Source organism: Nocardiopsis sp. MG754419 (assembly GCF_018207095.1).
Lineage (GTDB): Bacteria > Actinomycetota > Actinomycetes > Streptosporangiales > Streptosporangiaceae > Nocardiopsis.
Window position 1 is genome coordinate 88,952 of record NZ_QOCZ01000002.1, and the last position, 18,406, is coordinate 107,357.

Annotated in this window: 18 protein-coding genes and 2 tRNA genes; 14 read left to right on the top strand and 6 right to left on the bottom strand. The window is 71.1% G+C overall.

The features are described from left to right. Positions 1-12 precede the first annotated feature (12 nt). The 3 genes from DSY14_RS00895 to DSY14_RS00905 all read left to right on the top strand — a co-directional run bounded on the left by DSY14_RS00895 (position 13) and on the right by DSY14_RS00905 (position 1,834). Positions 13-85: transfer RNA gene (locus DSY14_RS00895), tRNA-Ala, on the top strand. A gap of 511 nt (positions 86-596) precedes the next feature. Further along, positions 597-1,484, top strand: coding sequence for an SRPBCC domain-containing protein (locus tag DSY14_RS00900; RefSeq protein WP_249187109.1), 888 nt, complete (start codon positions 597-599; stop codon positions 1,482-1,484). Then, positions 1,481-1,834, top strand: coding sequence for a metalloregulator ArsR/SmtB family transcription factor (locus DSY14_RS00905; protein WP_211714456.1), 354 nt, complete (start codon positions 1,481-1,483; stop codon positions 1,832-1,834). The genes DSY14_RS00900 and DSY14_RS00905 overlap by 4 nt, the downstream gene beginning before the upstream one ends. A gap of 100 nt (positions 1,835-1,934) precedes the next feature. Here DSY14_RS00905 and DSY14_RS00910 read toward each other — a convergent pair whose 3' ends face one another. After that, positions 1,935-2,126, bottom strand: a complete 192-nt coding sequence (locus DSY14_RS00910) for a hypothetical protein (protein ID WP_307851092.1) — start codon at positions 2,124-2,126, stop codon at positions 1,935-1,937. 389 nt (positions 2,127-2,515) lie between these two features. On the opposite strand from DSY14_RS00910, the gene DSY14_RS00915 reads away from it, so the two are divergent. Then, positions 2,516-2,588: transfer RNA gene (locus DSY14_RS00915), tRNA-Ala, on the top strand. Positions 2,589-2,708: 120 nt separating this feature from the next. Here DSY14_RS00915 and DSY14_RS00920 read toward each other — a convergent pair. Next, the gene (locus DSY14_RS00920) at positions 2,709-3,170 is read right to left on the bottom strand and encodes an SRPBCC domain-containing protein (protein WP_211714457.1); all 462 of its coding nucleotides are present in this window, start codon (positions 3,168-3,170) and stop codon (positions 2,709-2,711) included. Between the two features lie 164 nt (positions 3,171-3,334). Here DSY14_RS00920 and glsA point away from each other — a divergent pair, with 164 nt between their 5' ends. From glsA to DSY14_RS00940, 4 genes are all read left to right on the top strand, one after another. Then, the gene (gene glsA, locus DSY14_RS00925) at positions 3,335-4,597 is read left to right on the top strand and encodes a glutaminase A (protein WP_211714458.1); all 1,263 of its coding nucleotides are present in this window, start codon (positions 3,335-3,337) and stop codon (positions 4,595-4,597) included. Positions 4,598-4,825: 228 nt separating this feature from the next. Next, a complete protein-coding gene (locus tag DSY14_RS00930) occupies positions 4,826-5,176 on the top strand; it encodes a helix-turn-helix transcriptional regulator (protein WP_211714459.1) in 351 nt (116 codons plus the stop codon). Next, the gene (locus tag DSY14_RS00935) at positions 5,169-5,642 is read left to right on the top strand and encodes an SRPBCC family protein (RefSeq protein WP_211714460.1); all 474 of its coding nucleotides are present in this window, start codon (positions 5,169-5,171) and stop codon (positions 5,640-5,642) included. Before DSY14_RS00930 ends, DSY14_RS00935 begins: the two co-directional genes overlap by 8 nt. Before the next feature lie 95 nt (positions 5,643-5,737). Continuing rightward, entirely contained in the window at positions 5,738-7,894 is a 2,157-nt protein-coding gene (locus DSY14_RS00940; protein ID WP_211714461.1) for an ATP-dependent DNA helicase, read from the top strand. 181 nt (positions 7,895-8,075) lie between these two features. Here DSY14_RS00940 and DSY14_RS00945 read toward each other — a convergent pair whose 3' ends face one another. After that, positions 8,076-8,600 carry a DUF6315 family protein gene (locus DSY14_RS00945; protein WP_211714462.1) on the bottom strand — a complete coding sequence of 175 codons (525 nt, stop codon included), beginning with the start codon at positions 8,598-8,600 and terminating at the stop codon, positions 8,076-8,078. A 182-nt stretch (positions 8,601-8,782) separates the two neighbouring features. Further along, positions 8,783-9,130: a hypothetical protein gene (locus tag DSY14_RS00950; RefSeq protein WP_211714463.1), complete on the bottom strand. Its 348-nt coding sequence runs from the start codon at positions 9,128-9,130 to the stop codon at positions 8,783-8,785. A 194-nt stretch (positions 9,131-9,324) separates the two neighbouring features. Between DSY14_RS00950 and DSY14_RS00955 the strand changes: the two genes are divergently transcribed. Next, positions 9,325-11,067 carry a hypothetical protein gene (locus DSY14_RS00955; RefSeq protein ID WP_249187110.1) on the top strand — a complete coding sequence of 581 codons (1,743 nt, stop codon included), beginning with the start codon at positions 9,325-9,327 and terminating at the stop codon, positions 11,065-11,067. A gap of 120 nt (positions 11,068-11,187) precedes the next feature. On the opposite strand, the gene DSY14_RS00960 is transcribed toward DSY14_RS00955, so the two are convergent. Beyond that, complete coding sequence (locus DSY14_RS00960) at positions 11,188-11,979, bottom strand: aspartate/glutamate racemase family protein (protein WP_307851093.1); 792 nt, start codon at positions 11,977-11,979, stop codon at positions 11,188-11,190. A 244-nt stretch (positions 11,980-12,223) separates the two neighbouring features. Between DSY14_RS00960 and DSY14_RS00965 the strand changes: the two genes are divergently transcribed. The 5 genes from DSY14_RS00965 to DSY14_RS00985 all read left to right on the top strand — a co-directional run bounded on the left by DSY14_RS00965 (position 12,224) and on the right by DSY14_RS00985 (position 18,004). Continuing rightward, positions 12,224-13,678: an FAD-binding oxidoreductase gene (locus DSY14_RS00965; RefSeq protein WP_211714464.1), complete on the top strand. Its 1,455-nt coding sequence runs from the start codon at positions 12,224-12,226 to the stop codon at positions 13,676-13,678. Between the two features lie 71 nt (positions 13,679-13,749). Then, complete coding sequence (locus DSY14_RS00970; RefSeq protein WP_211714465.1) at positions 13,750-15,036, top strand: class I SAM-dependent methyltransferase; 1,287 nt, start codon at positions 13,750-13,752, stop codon at positions 15,034-15,036. A gap of 123 nt (positions 15,037-15,159) precedes the next feature. After that, positions 15,160-15,639 (top strand): hypothetical protein, encoded by a 480-nt coding sequence (locus tag DSY14_RS00975; RefSeq protein ID WP_211714466.1) that lies wholly within the window; start codon positions 15,160-15,162, stop codon positions 15,637-15,639. 134 nt (positions 15,640-15,773) lie between these two features. Continuing rightward, positions 15,774-17,057, top strand: a complete 1,284-nt coding sequence (locus tag DSY14_RS00980; protein ID WP_211714467.1) for a sugar ABC transporter substrate-binding protein — start codon at positions 15,774-15,776, stop codon at positions 17,055-17,057. Further along, the gene (locus DSY14_RS00985; protein WP_374223963.1) at positions 17,057-18,004 is read left to right on the top strand and encodes a carbohydrate ABC transporter permease; all 948 of its coding nucleotides are present in this window, start codon (positions 17,057-17,059) and stop codon (positions 18,002-18,004) included. The genes DSY14_RS00980 and DSY14_RS00985 overlap by 1 nt, the downstream gene beginning before the upstream one ends. 29 nt (positions 18,005-18,033) lie before the next feature. Here DSY14_RS00985 and DSY14_RS00990 read toward each other — a convergent pair whose 3' ends face one another. After that, positions 18,034-18,321, bottom strand: a complete 288-nt coding sequence (locus tag DSY14_RS00990; RefSeq protein ID WP_211714468.1) for a hypothetical protein — start codon at positions 18,319-18,321, stop codon at positions 18,034-18,036. Positions 18,322-18,406: the final 85 nt, after the last annotated feature.

Here is an 18,406-nt window from a genome sequence, read left to right on the forward strand (position 1 = left end):
TCCGGCAGACCAGGGGCTATGGCGCAGTTGGTAGCGCGCCTCCATGGCATGGAGGAGGTCTGGGGTTCGAATCCCCATAGCTCCACAGTACGCGAGAACGGCCCGGTTCGGGGGACGAGATCCCTCGAACCGGGCCGTTTCGTCGTTTCCGGGGTGCGACCCCCCGGGTCCCTGGTGTGGGGCTCCGTCCCGCGGGTCGTCGTCGGTTCGTCCGGGGTCCGCCGCACCCGGGAACGGCCCGGCTCGCGCGTGACCACGTTCGCCGGAGCGTCGCGTGGTCTCCGCCCGCCGACGGCCCCGGTGCGCCGAGGGTCTCGTGTCTGGCCGGCGCGGGGCGGTCCCGTCGTCCGGTGCCCCTCGACCCCGCCACGCCCCCGCCCGTCCGGGCGGGGGCGTCGCGTCGTTTCCGGGATCGTCCCGGACCCGTGCTCGCCGGTCGGCCTCCGCGCCCGTCGGGGCGCCGATCCTCTCGCTCGTGCGCGCGCCCGGGTCGGGGCGCATGGGTGTGACCGAACGCGTCGGTCGTCCGCCGGGCGGATCGTGAAGTGCAACCGTGGGGTTGCGGCGGGCGAGGCGAGGTGCAACCATGGGGTTGCATGCCGAGCGAGGAGGACGACATGGACCGGATCGAACGGCGTATCGACATCGCGGCCACGGCTGAGCGGGTCTGGGCGTTGGTGTCCGAACCCGGATGGTTCCTCAACGAGGGCACCTTGGTCGACCACCGGATCGAGGACCTCGGAGACGGGCTCCACCTGGTGCACGACCCCACCCACGGGGAGTTCCGTATCCGCACGGAGAAACTCGACGCCCCGCACTACGCGGCGTTCCGTTGGATCAGTAGGGAGACGGGCGGGCACGCCGAGGAGACGTCCACCCTGGTCGAGTTCCGCATCGAGGAGGCGCCCGGCGGGGTGACGCTCACGGTCGTGGAGAGCGGGTTCTCCCGGTTGGGGCTCACCGAGGAGCGGCGGCGCGAGCGGGTGGCCGAGAACACCGAGGGCTGGGGGATCGAGCTCGCCGCGGCCCGGAGAACCCTGGACCCGGAAAGCGTCGAGCGTTCGGTCCACGTGGCCGTCACCCCCGAACGGCTCTGGTCCGTACTGACCGAGCCGCGCCACTTCGCGGCCTGGTACGCCTTCGACGGGGCGGATTTCGAGCCGCGTGAGGGCGCTTCCCTGCGGCTGCGCTGGGACGAGCACGGTGACTTCCACGGCAGGATCGTCACGGTCGACGCACCACGGGTCTTCGCCTATCGGATCGCCCTGGAGCCGGGCACCGAACCGGGGGAGGGGAACAGCACCCTGGTGACCTTCCGGGTCCGCCCCTCGGGGAACGGCTCCCTGCTCACCGTCGCCCAGGTCGGCTTCGTTACCGTGGACAGCCGGTTCGGGGAGCCCACGGCTCTCGCCGCCATTGAGCGAGAGGGCTGGGACGGCGGCCTGACCGCGCTGCTCGCGTACCTGGGAGAGGAGCCACGGTGACCACCACCGAACTGCCACGGCTGTTCGCGGTGCTGGGGGACGACACCCGGTGGGAGGTGCTGGTCCGGCTCGGTCGTGAGCCGGCGTCGGCGTCGGACCTGGCGCGGGAATTGCCGGTTTCCCGACAGGCCATCGTCAAACACCTGGACGTCCTGCGCGGAGTGGCGCTGGTGCGGGCCCAAAGACGCGGCCGCGCGGTGGTCTACGAGGCCGACGGCGCCCGTCTGGAGGAGGTCGGGCGCGACCTGAGCGTCCTGGCCGCCGCCTGGGACCGCAGGCTGGCCCGCATCAAGCGGATCGCGGAGTCCTCGGACCCGCTCCCGCCGGCGGACGCCCGGTCGGATCCCTGAGTCAGGCCGCGGCGTCCGGGGCGCGTGTGGGTGGTCCAACGGGGGCCGCCGGTGCGGGTCGATCACGGGCGGGGCAGGAGGGCGGTGCCTCCGCGTGGCCTCAGGCCGGACCCGGCCCGGGTGCCTCCGTGCGGCGCGTGACGAGGTCGAGGAAGGCGGGGTCATCGGAGACCAGGCGGTCCACCTCGGTGCCGTCGTCACAGGTCACCAGGGACACGACCGCGCGGGTGGGGGTCCGCTCCACCAGGCGCCACGGCGCCCCGTGCTCCTCCCACCGCAGGAGCGCGCTCACCTGGGGTTCTCGGGCATCACACCACCTCTCGTCCAGGAGAGGCGTCGCTCCTCCCGGGCCCGGTCACTGTGGGCGGTACACGGCGTGGGGGTTCCGACCGGGCCGGGGCGGACCCGAGGCCCGGGCCGAGTCCGCGCACCCTCGCACCCACGGAAGCCGGAGCCACCGCCGGCCCCGGACGGCTGAGGGGTGCGGGACGGTGGTTCGGGGTGCGGCGGTGGCGCTGACCGTCGGGCCCACGGTGTCCCGCTCCCGGTAGCGCTCTGGGGCCGCGCTCGCCATCGACGAGCGGGCGACGGGCCTTCCCGGTGGTCCGGCACGCCCGGCGTGCGCGGGAACACGTCCGATCCACCCTCCCACGTCGGTTAGGATGGTGAACACGGCTGCACGGGGCTATGGCGCAGTTGGTAGCGCGCCTCCATGGCATGGAGGAGGTCTGGGGTTCGAATCCCCATAGCTCCACGCGAACACGAGACGACTCCGCTCACACGAGCGGGGTCGTTTCGTCGTTTCCGGGACGATTCCGATGTGGGCCCGTACCCCCGCCGGAGGCGCCCGCCGAGACACGGATCTCCGGGGCGGTCAGGGGGCTGTCGGCCGTCCCAGGTGGGTCGCCAGGTTGGCCAGGGAGGACGTCAGGCCGGTCCGGTGGTCGTCGGGGGAGATGCCCGGTGGGACGTCCCTGGCCTCGATGGTGACCAGGGTGCCCTCGGCGACGTCCGAGAGCGACCAGCGCATCGTCATCACACCGGCGAACGCGGGATCCTCCGCGGCGAAGACGATCCGCTGCACCACGCGCTCATCGGGGACCAACTTCACGAACTCCGTCTCGACGACGTCGGTGTCCTCCGACGACTTGCCGTGCCCGGATTCCCCGTAGGTCAGCACCATCCGATATCCGGAGGCGTCGAACCGCTCGAAACGGGCGGTCATGCCTTCGGGCGGCAACCACGCCAGAAGACTCTCCGGGGTCACCAGGGCCCGGTAGACCTCGGGGCGAGGGGCCGCGATCCGACGTTCTGCTCGATCCACGCGTTCGCTCATGCGCTCAGAGTAGACCGCGGCGCGCACGTCCGCACGGCGCGACGGATCCCGTCGCCCGGGACGTGTCGGTGCCCGGCCGCGACCCGGGATCTTCGCCGAGAACCGCCCGTCCGCGGGGCGTGGTCGGCCACGGCCGAGCGTCCCTCCCTTCCTAGACTGGCCGGATGGATCACCTCGCGCACGGACACCCCCGGACGACCCCCGCCGACGGCCACCCGGCCACCGAGGAGGGGCACCCGGTCATCCGGGTCCTGGAGGGGATCCGGGAGGAGGTCGCCGACCTGGCCGGCGGGGTGGTCGCCGACTACATCCCCGAGTTGGCCCACGCGGACCCCGAGGCCTTCGGGATCGCGGTGGTCAGCCCGCACGGGCGGGCCTACGCGGTGGGCGAGACGGACCGGCCCTTCACGATCCAGTCGATCTCCAAGCCGTTCGTCTACGCGCTGGCGGTGGAGGAACGCGGGTTGGACGACGTCCACGCGCACGTGGGCGCCGAACCCAGCGGGGAGCCGTTCAACGCGATCAGCCTCGACGAGCGGGGCCGGCCGGAGAACCCCATGATCAACGCCGGTGCGATCGTGACGACGTCCCTGGTGGGTCCCGGGGAACGCGGTGTGCGGTTCGAGCACCTCCGCTCGGTGCTGTCGGCGTTCGCCGGCCGCGAGCTGGTGGTGGACGAGGCGGTGTACCGCTCCGAGGCCGAGACGGGGCACCGCAACCGGGCCCTCGGCTATCTCAGCCTCGCCGGAGGTGTGCTGGTCGGGCCGGTGGAGGCGGCCGTCCAGGACTACTTCCGTCAGTGCGCCCTGAGCGTGACCGTGGTGGACCTGGCCGTCATGGCCGCCACCCTGGCCGTGGGCGGGGTCAACCCGCTCACGGGGGAGCGGGTGGTCTCCCAGCGCACGGCACGCCACACCCTGTCGATCATGTCGAGTTGCGGTATGTACGACCGTGCCGGGGAGTGGGGGTTGCGCGTGGGCATCCCGGCCAAGAGCGGGGTGAGCGGAGGCATCCTGGCATCGGCCCCCGGTGCGTTCGGCGTGGGGGTGTTCAGCCCGCCGTTGGACGAGGCCGGGAACAGTGTGCGTGGGGTGGCCGCTCTGGGACGGCTCTCCGACGACTACGACCTGCACATGTTGCGGACCCCCGCGGAACCCCCGTCGCCCGTCCACAGCGTGACCCGTTCGGGCGACACGCTCGACGTGCGCCTGCGCGGGGAGATCGACTTCCTGGCCGCGGAACAGGTGGTGTCGCGGTTGGCGGAGACGATCGACGACACCCGGGTGCGGACGGTGACGGTGGAGTTGGAGCGGGTCTCCGGTTTCAGTGACGCCGCGCGTGCGCTGCTCGCCGCCGAACTGCACGAACTGGCCGAGGCCGGGGTGGACGCCACCGTGCGGGACCCGCGGGGCGTGCGCGGGGCCTGACCCCGGTCGTCCGTGGTCGCCGGTCGACGCCGGTGGCCACGGGGAACGCGGCGCGGTCGCAGGTGGTGGGCGCCCAGACGAGGCCGCCCGACGCGGGCACGTCGGGGCACGCGGTGCGCACAAGAGGCGGCCCGTCCGCCGTCGGGCCCGGACACACCGTTGACACCGCGTGCCCCCGAAGCGCATAATCAACCTATTGGTTGATCAACTGAAAGGTTGAATAGGCAGATGGCGGATGACCCGCTCAGCCTCACGTTCGCCGCACTGGCGGATCCGACCCGACGGGAGATTCTCGCCCGGCTGGCCGAGGGCGAAGCGACCGTCAACGATCTGGCGCGACCGTTCGACATGAGCCTCCAGGCGGTCTCCAAACACCTGAAGGTCCTGGAACACGCCGGCCTCATCACCCGGGGCAGGGACGCGCAGTGGCGCCCCTGCCGTCTGGAGCCCGCTCCTCTGGAGGAGATCGACCGCTGGGTGGCCCGCTACCGGGACCGGTGGGAGGGCCGATTCACCCGTCTGGACGAGGAACTACGCAGAATGCAGACCAGTACAGAGGGAGAGAACCACCATGAGTGACCTCAAGGTCGTCGCAGAGCCCGGACGCCAGGACATCCTCATCACCCGCACCTTCGACGCCCCGCGGGACCTGGTCTGGCGGGCCCTCACCGAACCCGAACTCATCGGCCGCTGGTTCGGCCTGGACTCCACCAGCACCGACGTCGGTGACACCGAGGTGCGCACCGGTACCCCGTGGCGGTTGGTGGAGAAGGCGGAGAACGGCGAGAGCTACGCGTTCCACGGCGTCCACCACGACGTGCTGGAGCCCGAACGGATCGTGCGCACCTTCGAGTTCGAGGGCGTGCCCGGACACGTGTCCCTGGAGACCCTCACCCTGACCGAGGAGGACGGCCGGACCGGGTACCGGGTCGTGACCCTGTTCCCGTCGGTGGAGGACCGCGACGGCATGATCGCCTCCGGCATGGAGTCCGGCATGGCCCAGTCCCTGGACAGCCTGGAGAGGGTGGCGCGCTCCCTGCGTTGAGCCGCCCCGGCCGGCCCCGCACCGATCCCCATCGGTGCGGGGCCGGGCCTGTGGACGACGCCGAAGCTGTCGTCCCGGACGGGTACTGTCGACGGGTGGCAGATCTCCCCGACGTCCCCACCCTGCTCGACGCCGCCGTCAAGGCCTTGGGCGGCAGTCGCCGCGAGGGACAACAGACCATGGCCGAGGCCGTAGCGACGGCCGTCGAGCAACGCGAACACCTGGTGGTCCAGGCCGGCACGGGCACCGGCAAGTCCCTGGCGTACCTGGTGCCCGCGATCCGGCGTGCCATGGAGAGCAAGAAGCCCGTGATGATCTCCACGGCCACCATCGCTCTCCAGAACCAGCTCATCGACCGGGACCTGCCGCGCCTGGCCAACGCCCTCGCTCCGCTCCTGCCTCGTGAGCCCACGTTCGCCGTGCTCAAGGGGCGTCGCAACTACCTGTGCCGGCATCGGCTCCACGCGGGGACGGACGAGGAGGCCGAGGGCGCCGAGCTCTTCGACCCCCGACAACTGTCCTCCGTGGGCCGTCAGGTGGCGCGTCTGCACGAGTGGGCGGAGGAGACCGTCTCCGGTGACCGTGACGAACTGGTGCCCGGGGTCGGCGACCTGGCCTGGCGCCAGGTGTCCGTGGGCGGCAACGAGTGCATGGGCGCGCGTGTGTGCGCCTTCGGTCAGGAGTGCTTCGCCGAGTTCGCCCGCGAGGCCACCACCGGCGTCGACGTCGTGGTCACCAACCACGCCATGCTGTCGATCGACATGTCGCAGGGCTACCACATCATGCCCGAACACGACACGATCATGATCGACGAGGCGCACGAGCTCGTCGATCGCGCCACCTCGGTGGCCACCGGCGCGCTGAGCGAGCGGACCGTGTCCGTGGCCGCCAAGCGCGCCGCGCGCCTGGTCGAGCCGGGCATCAGCGAACGGCTCGGCGAGTGCGCCGACGGACTGGCCCTGATGTTCACCGAGGTCGGAGAGGGGCGCCTGGACCACATCGACGAGGGACTGGCCGGTGCGGTCGCCGCCCTCCGCGACGCCGCGGCCGCCTGTGTCACCGCCATCGGCCCCAACCCGGGCGAAATCGAACCCGACGCCGCCTCCGACCGCCGGTTGGCCCTGGCCGCGCTGGAGGAGGTGCGCGAGACGGCGGTGCGGATCCTGGAGTCCTACGAGCCTCCGTTGCGCGACCGCACCGAGGTGGTCTGGCTGACCAAGGCCCCCTCCAAGCCGCCGTCGCTCAGCGTCGCCCCCCTCGGGGTGGGCGGCCTGCTGCGCGAGAAGCTCTTCGGTGACCGCACCGTCGTTCTCACCTCCGCCACCCTCACCCTGGGCGGCGACTTCACCGCGCTGGCCCGTCAGTGGGGGTTGGGGCGCGAGGTGGTCCAGGAGGCCGCCGACCTCGCCGCGGGGCGGACCCCCGCTCCGGTTCCGCCGGTCGAGGCCGCTCCGCGCACCGCCGCGGACGTCGCCGCCGAGGACACCGCGACCGAGGGGCCCGACAGCGCGGGCGACGCCGGTGAGGACGGTCCGCACCGGGCCGCGGGGGAGCCCCGCTGGCGGGCGTTGGACGTGGGGTCACCCTTCGAGCACGCCCGCACCGGCATCCTCTACGTCGCCCGCCACCTGCCCAAACCCGGTCGGGACGGGCTCTCCCAGGAGTACCTGGACGAGATCGCCGCGCTCATCGAGGCCTCCGACGGACGTGCCCTCGGCCTGTTCTCGTCCATGCGCGCCGCCCAGCAGGCCACCGACGAACTCCGTGAACGCCTGGATCAGCCCATCCTGTGCCAGGGTGAGGACTCCACCGGCCAGCTGGTGCGCCGCTTCTCCGAGGACGAGCGTTCCTGCCTGTTCGGCACCCTGTCGCTCTGGCAGGGCGTCGACGTTCCCGGGCCGTCGTTGCAGCTGGTGATCGTGGACCGGATCCCCTTCCCCCGGCCCGACGACCCGCTCGCCTCGGCCCGCCAACGGGCGATCTCGGCGCACGGCGGCAACGGGTTCCTGGCGGTGTCGGCCACCCACGCGGCGCTGTTGCTGGCCCAGGGCACCGGCCGGCTCCTGCGTTCCACCGACGACCGGGGGGTGATCGCCGTCCTGGACCCGCGCCTGGCCACGGCGGGCTACGGCGGTTTCCTGCGTTCCTCCCTGCCTCCGTACTGGGGGACCGCCGACCCCGAGGTGGCCCGGGCGGCGCTGCGCCGACTGGCGGAGAAGGCCGGGGCGGCCGAGCCCGAACCCGCGGCCTGAACCCTCACGTCCCCAGCGGTCCCGTCAGGGCGCGTCCCGCGCCCCCGTCGGTCCGACACGGACCCTCGGCCGCGCCGGGGTGCGGTGCGGTGGATCGGTCCACCGCACCGGTCCCACCCGACCACGGACATGAAGGAGGCCGGGCACCCACGGGTGCCCGGCCATCGCCTTCACGGCCCGTTCAGCCGCGCGTACGGTAACCGAACAACCGGACCGCGTAACCGGGGGAATCGTCCTCGGGCTCCTGGATGTGCCAGCGGTCGTCGTGTTCGCCGACCAGGAGCTCGTTCCACATCATGTCGATGAGCTTGAGTCTGGAGACCACGGAGGCCTCCGGGTCGAGGACGATCGAGTAGGCCTGGTCGGTGAGGCGCTGGGTCACCATGCCCACCGACTGGCCGTCCCAGATGGCCGGGACCGGAGCGTGTCCGACCTCCACCCCGCACAGACGGAGCTGCTCCACCTCTTCGTCGAGCGCCTCGGCCGCCAGCGCGCCGTCCAGGCGCAGGGCGTCCTCCAACTCGTCGCGTTCCTCGTCCGAACGCAGGTAGGCGTGGTAGGTGCGGTAGCCGCACGAACGGCACTTGCGCCAGACCACGCAGCGGGCCAGCCCGTAGGCGGACTGGGCCTCGCCGACACTCTGGTAGTCGCTCACCTCGCGAACCATGCCGCATTCGCAACACAAGGCAGTGAGATCCTGCTTCATCAGAGTCCCCCCTCCCAGGTGAGTATGCGACGGATGGAGCCCGTTAGGGAACCCGTTCGGCGAGGAAGTCGCGGCAAGGAGTCGTCATCAATGCCCAAAATGACGGGGGAACGGGTTTCGGGTGTGCCGTGGCGGACTCCGGGGGTGTCCGGACTCACGTCCGGACGGCCCGTCGGGGGAGGTCAATCGTCCATGGAGAGCCCGCGCTTGTTGCGCGCGGTCCAGTCCCGCATCCGCTGGGGGTAGCCGACGATCTGCACGTCGTAGGCGGGTGCGGCCAGATCCTTGGCCACCTTGCGGATGACGTCGGGGGAACCGCAGCGGCGACGGATCCACTCACCGTCGGTGGCGACCGCGACCGCCGTGGTCTGTGTCGCGAAGGTCTCGGGTTCGACGAAGAACTCGACACCCACCCTGTTCTTGGCGAACTCGATGAGCGCCTTGATGTCCGAATCCTCGGCGGCCCGGTCGAAGCGGGCCTTGCCTTTACGGTTGGCCTTGCGGAGTCCGAATCGGTCTCGCCATCCCATCGGCGCCATGTCCCCTTAGTGCATGTCTGCGTTCCCGCTTCTCGCCGGCTTGGCAGCGAGTCTATCCACCAGGACAACGAGTGGGCCGGCCACGGAGTGCCCAAGCTGCACCGGTTTCACGCGTTTTCCGGACAGCTCTGTCACCACGCTGCTACGTTCTGTTGACGCACGGCTAGGTCAGGGGGAGTGGAGACATGCCGATGTGGACATGGGCGGGGGAGACGGCGCGCCGACTGCGGGCCGCCGGGCAGGACGATCTGGCCGAGGCGGTGACCCTGTTGCCGCAGCTCAGCGAGGCCGGGGACGCCGTCAAGGTCGAGGCGTTGGCCCGGTCGGCGATGCGCACGGCGAGGCGACTGGTCGCCGAGGCGGGTAACCACGAGGCCGCGGTGCCGGGGGTGTTCGGACCGCCCACACTGTTCTTCCTGGCGCACTGGCCCTTGGCGGTGCGGGTGACGGCCCTCGGTGAGGGGCGCCGCGCACTGGAACAGGCACGGGCCGCGGTCGGGGACGAACCCGGTCCGCACGAGCACGGCCCACTGCCGGTCTCCGCGCTCACCTCTCTGGTGCGCTGCCACGCCAACATCGATTCCCGCGGCACCGTCGAGGCCCGCCGTGAACTGCTCTCCGCCCGCACGCTGGCCGGATGGGAGGACACCCCGGTCTGGCCGGCGTTCACCCTGGCCCGCGTGCACCTGCTCATCGACGAGGAGCGCCCCGACCGCGCCGAGGCGGAACTGCGCCGCTACGAGCACACGGCCACCGGACCCGCCCTGCTCGGCTCCGAAGGGGTGTTCGCCCTGGTGCGGGCGTTGCGCCACCAGGACAAGCACGCCGACGCCCTGGACACCCTGGACCGTATGGAGGCCGAACTCGAACTGGGGGAGGAGCGCGGTACCCCGAACCCGCGCCGCGCAGCCCTCCAGCGGGCCATCCGTTTCGAACGCGCGCGCCTGCTGTCGTGGCTGGCCCGCCTGGGACTGTGCGACCCCCGCAAGGCCATCGCCCTGCTGCCCACGGTCGACGAGGCGGAGGGCTGCCCGAGCCTGCGTCCGGCCTGGGCCGAGGCCGTGGAGAACCTGGTCTGTCAGGGCAGCGTGCGCAACGACTGGCGCCTCGGGGTGCGCGTGACCACCTGGTCCCGTTACTTCGAGCGGGTGGGCGCACCGCGTCGTGGCGCCGAGATGGCCCTCACCGCCACCCGGCTGGCCGGCGGGCGGGGGGCCCGGTGGGTCGCAGAGTGCTCCGCCCAGCGGGCCGAACGCCTCATCTCCGAACTCGGCGCCGCCGAGGAGATCACCGGAGACCTGGCCGAGGCGCGCACGATGGTGCACGGCATGGACCCCGTCCGGTCGCTGGCCCCGGCCCAGAGCATCCTGGAGTTCCTGCGGGCCCAGCCCGCGGAGGAGGTCAACCCCGAGGAGCAGGCCGAACAGGTCAACGTCGCGTTGGCCGACCTGCCGCACGACTCGGCCCTGCTCAGCGCGCTCGGCCAGGTGGGACGCACACTCATGCTGTCGGACGCCGCCACCGAACCGCAGTGGCGCCACGTCCGGGGTCGCCCCGGTGACCAGCGGGCCGCCCTGTCTCTGCTGGAGACCCTCTTGCACGACAACGACACCGCCGGGGTGCGCGACCTCGTACGGACCCTGGCCGCCGGCGCCCTGCCGCACCAGGCCGAGCGGGTGGCGACCGCGACGGTACGACAGGCCCCGGCACAGCAGGAGCCGGAGCATCGTGCCCCGACACAAGGGGAACCGGTGCCCTCGCACCCCGGAGGCGCGCCGTCCGGTCCCGCGCCGACCACCCCGCCGCGCGGTACTCCGGTACCGGCAGCCGGGGGCGGCTCCGTGCAGGCTCCGCCCAGGGGTGCGCACCGTGCGCCCGAGGCCGAGTACCCGATGGTCCAGGCCGCCGGCGGTCACGAGCCCCGCTGAGCGTGGGCCGGGATCGCCCGGCGCCACGCGGAGAGGGTCGGGGCCGTGGTTCCGCGGCGGTACCGGCCCCGAGACACGAGCGGTGCGCAGGGCGGTCGGCCCCTGCCGCGACGGCCGAGGTCAGAGGTCGGCGGGGGCCCCGGCCAGCAGGGCCCGTCCCGCCGGGTAAGTGAGCGCCGTCGCGGGCAACCGCGCGGGGCGCCCGCTGGCCAGCACCCGCACACGACCCGCACGCCCGGTCGGCGATTCGGTGGGTCCGATCCGGCGCAGGGCCTGGGCGGCCACCGCGTCCGCCGCGGTGTACAGGACCGCACGTCCGTCCAACGCCTCGGAGATCCGCCGACCCACCAGGTCGTAGTGCGTGCAGCCCAGGACCACCCCGCGTACCTCCGGCGGGGTCAGTGACGCCGCGTAGCCCACGGCGTCGGCGATCCGCCCGGAATCGGCCGACTCCACGGCCTCGGCCAGGCCCACGCAGGCGACCGGGGTCACGGCCACGCCCTTGGCGAAGCTCTCCACCAGGCCACGTTGGTAGGTGCTGCGGGTCGTCGCCTCGGTGGACCACACCGCGATGGGCGTGCCGGCCGCCGCCGCCGGCTTGATCGCGGGCACCGTGCCGATCACCGGGATCCGAGGTTCGTACTCCGCGCGCAACGCCCCCAGCCCGTGCACGGACGCGGTGTTGCACGGCACGACCACGGCGTCCAGGCCGGCGCCGTCCTCCGCGGCGGCGCGGGCGGCGGCGTCGGCCCCGGCCAGGGCGCGCCGGATCACCTGGTCCGTGGTCCGTGGTCCCCACGGCATGTGGTCCGGGTCCATGGACAGGTACAGATCGGCGTCGGGACGGGCGGCGTGCAGGGCGGCCGCGGTCGACAGCATGCCGATGCCGGAGTCAACGAGAGCGATGCGCACGGAACGGAATCCTATGCGGCCTCCCCGGTGACCACGACATCACGGCAGGTGACCTCGGGTGTCCTGTGCGTCGCCTTCGGCCCTGACCGGATGTGGCCGAGCATGGGGGAGACACGTACCGAAATGGGGTGGCACAGAACCGTTACCGCTAGGTAGAACAGAGTGATCGGCCTGCCCCGGCACGCCACACGCACCGGTCCTGGCCGACCCACGCTGCGCCTCGCGAACCGTCAGGGGACCCGGTATGACCCGTGAACAGCCCGGCACGACTCCGCAGTACAAGGCCACCGGCTCCGGTCCGGGGCTCGCCGAGCACATCGCCGCGGTCCAGCGTCTGCGCCGGGACTTCCGGGCCCTGCCCGACGGCGCCCCGGTGCGCCTGGCCAAACCCACCTCCAACCTCTTCCGGTTCCGCGCCCCCTCCTCCGCTCCGGCGCTGGACGTGTCCGCGTTCGACGGCGTCATCTCCATCGACCCGGTCGAACGGTTGGCCGACGTCGGTGGCATGACCACCTACGAGGAGCTGGTCGCCGCCACCCTGCCGCACGGCCTCATGCCCCTCGTGGTGCCACAGTTGCGCACGATCACCCTGGGCGGTGCCGTCACCGGCCTGGGCATCGAGTCCTCCTCGTTCCGCAACGGGCTCCCGCACGAGTCGGTCCAGGAGATGGAGATCCTCACCGGGGCGGGGGAGGTGGTGACAGCGACCCGCGACAACGCCCACAGCGACCTCTTCTTCGGTTTCCCCAACTCCTACGGCACACTCGGCTACGCCCTGCGGCTGCGCATCGAACTGGAACCGGTGTCCCCCTACGTGCACCTGCGCCACCTGCGCTTCTCCGACGCCCGAGAGGCGATGGACGCCCTGGCGCGGATCTGCGCGGACGCCGAACACGCGGGGGAGCGGGTCGACTTCGTGGACGGGGTGGCCTTCGCCCCCGACGAGCAGTACCTGACCCTGGCCCGGCTCACCGACGAGGCCCCCTGGACCAGCGACTACACCGGCGTCGACGTCTACTACAGGTCGATCCCGCGCTACGCCGGGAGTGGCCCCGGCGACTACCTGACCATCCACGACTACCTGTGGCGTTGGGACACCGACTGGTTCTGGTGCTCCCGTGCGTTCGGTACCCAGAACCCGTGGGTGCGCCCGTGGTGGCCACGTGCGCTCAAGCGCTCCGACGTCTATCGGAGGCTGGTCGCCTGGGACCGGCGCACCGGTTTCTCCCGGCTGCTCGCCCACTATCGGGGTCGTCGCCCCCAGGAGCCGCTCATCCAGGACATCGAGGTGGAGGTGGGCCGCGGCGCGGAGTTCCTCGACTTCTTCCACACCGAGATCGGTATGAGCCCGGTGTGGATGTGCCCGCTGCGCCTGCGCGAACCGCGCCGCCCGGGCACGCCCGAGGACGGGCACGTGTGGCCGTTGTATCCGCTGGAGAACGACGACCTCTACGTGAACTTCGGTTTCTGGGGGCTGGTCGACATGCTGCCGGGGCAACGGCGCGCCCACCACAACCGGCGGGTCGAGGAGGAGGTCACGCGCCTGGGCGGGCACAAGTCCCTGTACTCGGACGCGTTCTACACCGAGGACGAGTTCTGGGCGCTGTACAACGGCGACGCCTACCGCGACCTCAAGGAGATCTACGACCCGCGGGGGCGGCTTCTGGATCTGTACGCCAAGTGCGTACGCAATCGCTGAGACCACCGCAGACCACCCGCTGGAACGCGACCCGAGGGTCGGGCCGCATCCGTGAGGAGGAAGGACGCAGCATGCGGCTTGCAGAGATCTTCGAGCGTGTCGTGGGACCCGACGCGCCGATCCGGTTCACCGCCTACGACGGCAGTTCCGCGGGCGACCCGAACAGCGACGTCACCCTGCACGTGCGCACACCGGTCGCGATCAACCACCTGGCCGGATCGCCCAACGCGCTCGGCCTCACCCGCGCCTACGTGAGCGGACACCTGGAACTGGAGGGCGACATGTACGACGTCCTCAGACGCATGGCGGACTTCACCTTCGCCGAGGGCGTCAACGTGTCCGTCCGGGACATCGTGGACATCGTCCGCTCCGTCGGCTGGGTCAAGTTCGTCAACCGGGTCGCGCCGCCGCCCCAGGAGATGCAGCGCACGACCCTGCTGGGACGGGGACCGCGCCACTCCAAACAGCGCGACGCCGAGGTCATCCACCACCACTACGACGTCTCCAACGACTTCTACGCGCTGGTCCTGGGCCCGTCCATGACCTACACCTGCGCGGTGTTCGACGACGCGGACGGTGGGCTGGACCGGGTGGGTGCGTTCGACGGGGCACTGGAGTCCGCGCAGTCCCGCAAGTACGACCTGGTGTCCCGCAAGCTCGGGCTGGAGACCGGCATGACCCTGCTCGACGTGGGCTGCGGGTGGGGCGGCATGGTCCGGCACGCCGCCCGCGAACACGGTGTGCGCGCCATCGGGGTGACCCTCTCCAAGGAACAGGCGGAGTGGGGGGCCAAGCGGATCGCCCAGGAGGGGTTGTCCGAGCTGGCCGAGATCCGCCACATGGACTACCGGGACGTGCCCGACGGCAGTTTCGACCGGATCAGCTCCATCGGTCTGACCGAGCACATCGGTTCGAGGAACCTCGACGCCTACTTCGCCTCCCTCCACGACAAGCTGGTGCCGGGCGGCCGGTTGCTCAACCACTGCATCACCCGGCCCCGCAACGACCTCAAACCCATGAAGACCAAGGGCGTCATCAATCGCTACGTGTTCCCCGACGGTGAGCTGGAGGGCCCGGCCCGGATCCAGACCGCCATGAACGACAACGGGTTCGAGATCCGCCACCAGGAGAACCTGCGCGAGCACTACGCCCTGACGCTGCGCCACTGGGGGGCCAACCTCGAACGCCACTGGGACGAGGCGGTCGCCGAGGTCGGTGCGGGCACCGCGCGTGTGTGGCGTCTGTACATGGCCGGATGCGTCCTGGGGTTCGAGCGCGACGTCGTGCAGCTCCACCAGATCCTGGGGGTGAAACAGGACGGCACCGCGTCGCGCATGCCGTTGCGCCCCGACTTCTGAGACCGGGGACGTCGACCACGGGGGTGTTCGCCGCACGCGGACACCCCCGCCGCCTGCCCCGTCGGGGAGCGCCCAGGGGGCATCATGGTGGCGTCCGTACCAGCAGCCGTGAAGGGACCCGCAGTGTCCTCCGACGACCACGCCCCCGAACCCGTTCCCGCCCCCGAGCCGCCCGAGCACGTCAAGGAGACCGCGATCGCGCTGGTGGGCGCGTACGTGGACCACAACCGTGACGAACTGGACCGGGTCATCCCGCGTGCCACCGACGACTCCGACGAGGTCCTGTCCGAGCTCAAGGTGATCGCGGCCTTCCTCAGCCGCCGGGTGCAGGCCACCGGTGTGGCGTGGAAACCCGCCGACTCCCGTGAGGCCGTGGCCCGCACCGTCGCCGAGATGCTCCCACCGGAGTTGGAGTTCGCGGTCTCCACCGCCTGGGAGGCGCATTCGGTGGGCGAGGAGGAGACCGCCGAGCGGTTCACCAGGGGCGACCCCATGGTCTACGTCCACATGCTCGCCGCGTTCTGCGCCGCGATCGGGCTGGCCGTGTACAAGCGCGCCGAACTGGTCGCCACCCTGCGCCAGGTCACCGGTCTGAGCGACTGACGGTGGGCGCGGCCGGCCTCCCCTAACAGGTCAGACACAAGTGGCAGTGGTTTACTTCACAAGTCGTCGTTCATTACGTAGGTTTCCTACCAACCCTGCGGGGACCCTCGAACGAAAATGCGGGAGGCGAGCCGATGGCACGCAGACGAGTACACGAGTACGTCCCTCTCCCCGCTGCCACTCTGGCTCTGGCGCTCGCGGCCACGGCCTGCGGCGGTGGTGGAGAGGGCGGGGACACCGACACCCTCCAGGTGTGGATCATGGAGGGCACCAACCCCGACGCCTCGGCCTTCTTCGACGAGGTCAACGAGACCTTCACCGGAGACACCGGCATCGAGGTCGACGTGGAGTTCGTGCCCTGGCAGGACGCGCAGGACAAGATCTCCACCGCCATCGCGGGCGGCACCACCCCCGACGTCATCGAGCTGGGCACCACCTTCACCCCGGAGTACGCCGACGCCGGCGCCCTGCACGACCTCTCCGGCTACATCGACGACCCCTCCCGCTTCCAGCAGGAGATGTACGAGATGGGCACCATCGACGACGCCGCCTACGGCGTGCCCTGGTACGCGTCGATCCGCTCGATCATCTACCGCGCGGACCTCTTCGAGGAGCACGGTCACGAGGCCCCCACGACCTGGGACGAGTTGCGTGAGACCGCGATCGACCTCGCCGAGGCCGAGGAGGAGATGATCGCCTTCCCCGTGCCCGGCAACGCCCAGTACTCCGTCATGCCGTGGGTCTGGGGCGGTGGCGGCGAGGTCGCCGTCGAGGAGGCCGACGGCACGTGGAGTTCCACGCTCGACGAACCCGAGGGTCGCGCCGGGGTCGAGTTCTTCACCGACCTGGCCCTGGAGGACGGCCTGTCCACCACGGGCGCGGTCAATTGGAACGAGATCGACGTCATGGAGGCGCTCTCCGACGAGCAGGCCATCATGGCGATCTCCAACAGCTCCAACCCCAAGGCCATCATCGAGAACAACCCGGACCTGGAGGACAAGCTCGGCGTCTTCGTGCTGCCCGGCCAGGAGGACGGCTACACCGAGTCCTTCGCCGGCGGTTCGCTGCTGTCGGTGTTCGAGGGCACCGGCAACGAGGAGGCCGGGTGGCAGTACGTCGACCTGCTGACCGACGGGGAGTACTTCCAGCGCTGGGGTGAGGAGAGCGGCTTCTTCCCCGCCGGTGTGGCGGAGATCGAGGAGTACGCCGACTCCGAGGACCCGCTGGTGCAGCCGTTCGCGATCCAGCTGCTGGAGGCGGGCAAGAGCACCCCGGCCGTCCCGGCGTGGTCGCAGGTGGAGGCCGAGGGCATCATCGTCGGGATGCAGCAGGACATCCTCAACGGCAACGCCACGGTCGAGGAGGCCACCGCCGCCGCGGCCGAGGCCATCGAGAACATCCTCAACGAGGGCAGTTGATGCCCGCACCGACATACCGACGGTCGGTCCGCGCGCCGCTTCTGGGAATGCGGAGGCGGCGCGCCCTCCTGCCGTGGGTGCTCCTGGCACCGCCGCTCGGGGTCATCGGGATCCTGTTGCTGTTCCCGATCGGGCGGATCGTGTGGTTGTCCTTCCGGGACTTCAAACTGCGCAACCTGGTCTCGGGGGAGTCCGACTTCGTCGGGCTGTCCAACTACGTCACCCTGCTGACCGACCCGTACCTGCTCCAGGTCGTGCTGGTCAACACGGTGACGTTCGCCCTGGTCGCGGTGGTGACCACGGTCGTGCTCGGCACGCTGGTCGCCCTGTTGCTGTCCACGCTCAGACCCGTCACCCGGATCATCGTCGTCTCCTGCATCATGGTGGCCTGGGCGATGCCCGCGGTCAGCGGCACCTACGTGTGGATCTGGATCTTCGACGTCGACCAGGGTGTGGTCGCCCAGACGCTCATGAGCCTGGGGGTGATCGACCCCGGCGGGTACAACTGGTTCGCCGACCGGTTCTGGTTCTACGCCATCGTCACCCTCAACATCGTGCACAGCGGCTTCCCGTTCGTGGCGGTGACCGTCCTGGCCGGCCTGCTCACCGTGCCCAAGGAGCTGTACGAGGCGGCCCGTATCGACGGTGCAGGCGCGTGGAAGCGCTTCTGGAACGTCACGTTCCCCACCCTGCGCCCGGTGTTCGCCGTGGTGACGGTGTTGTCCACCATCTGGGACTTCAAGGTGTTCGCGCAGATCTACCTGATGCCCGGTGGCGACGTCGGCGGCTCCCAGATGCTCAACCTGGGCGTGTGGTCCTACGTGCGTTCCTTCGGTCAGAACGACTTCGGCATGGGCTCGGCCATCGCGGTCATGCTCACGCTGCTGCTCCTGGCCGTGACCATCGTCTACCTGCGCGCGTTGTTCCGGGAGGAGGAACTCCGATGACGTCGACACCGCACCGGGCGGGCGCCCGGTCAGCCCAGACCGTCGATCAGCCGGTCCCGTACGGTCCGCCAGTCCACCGACGCCAGGGGGCGTCGCTCCAGGTCCTCGCGGAGCGCGGTCATGGTCCGCAGCTCGTCCCGGTCCAGGGGACGACCGTCGTCCTCGCCCCGGTTCACCAGGCCGTCGACGTACACGTGCAAGCGGCGACCGGTGGCGTCGTCGTGCGCGTGCCGGACGGCGCTCGCACGGAACCGGGCGTCGTGCGGGATCCACGCGGAGATCAACTCGGTGGGGGAGAGACCGGCGGAGTCGCCCACACGCCTCACCTCACCGTCCGCGATCTCGGTAACGACAGGGATTCTAGGGCATCGCACGCGAGTGCGGACGAGTGTGAGCGCCGCG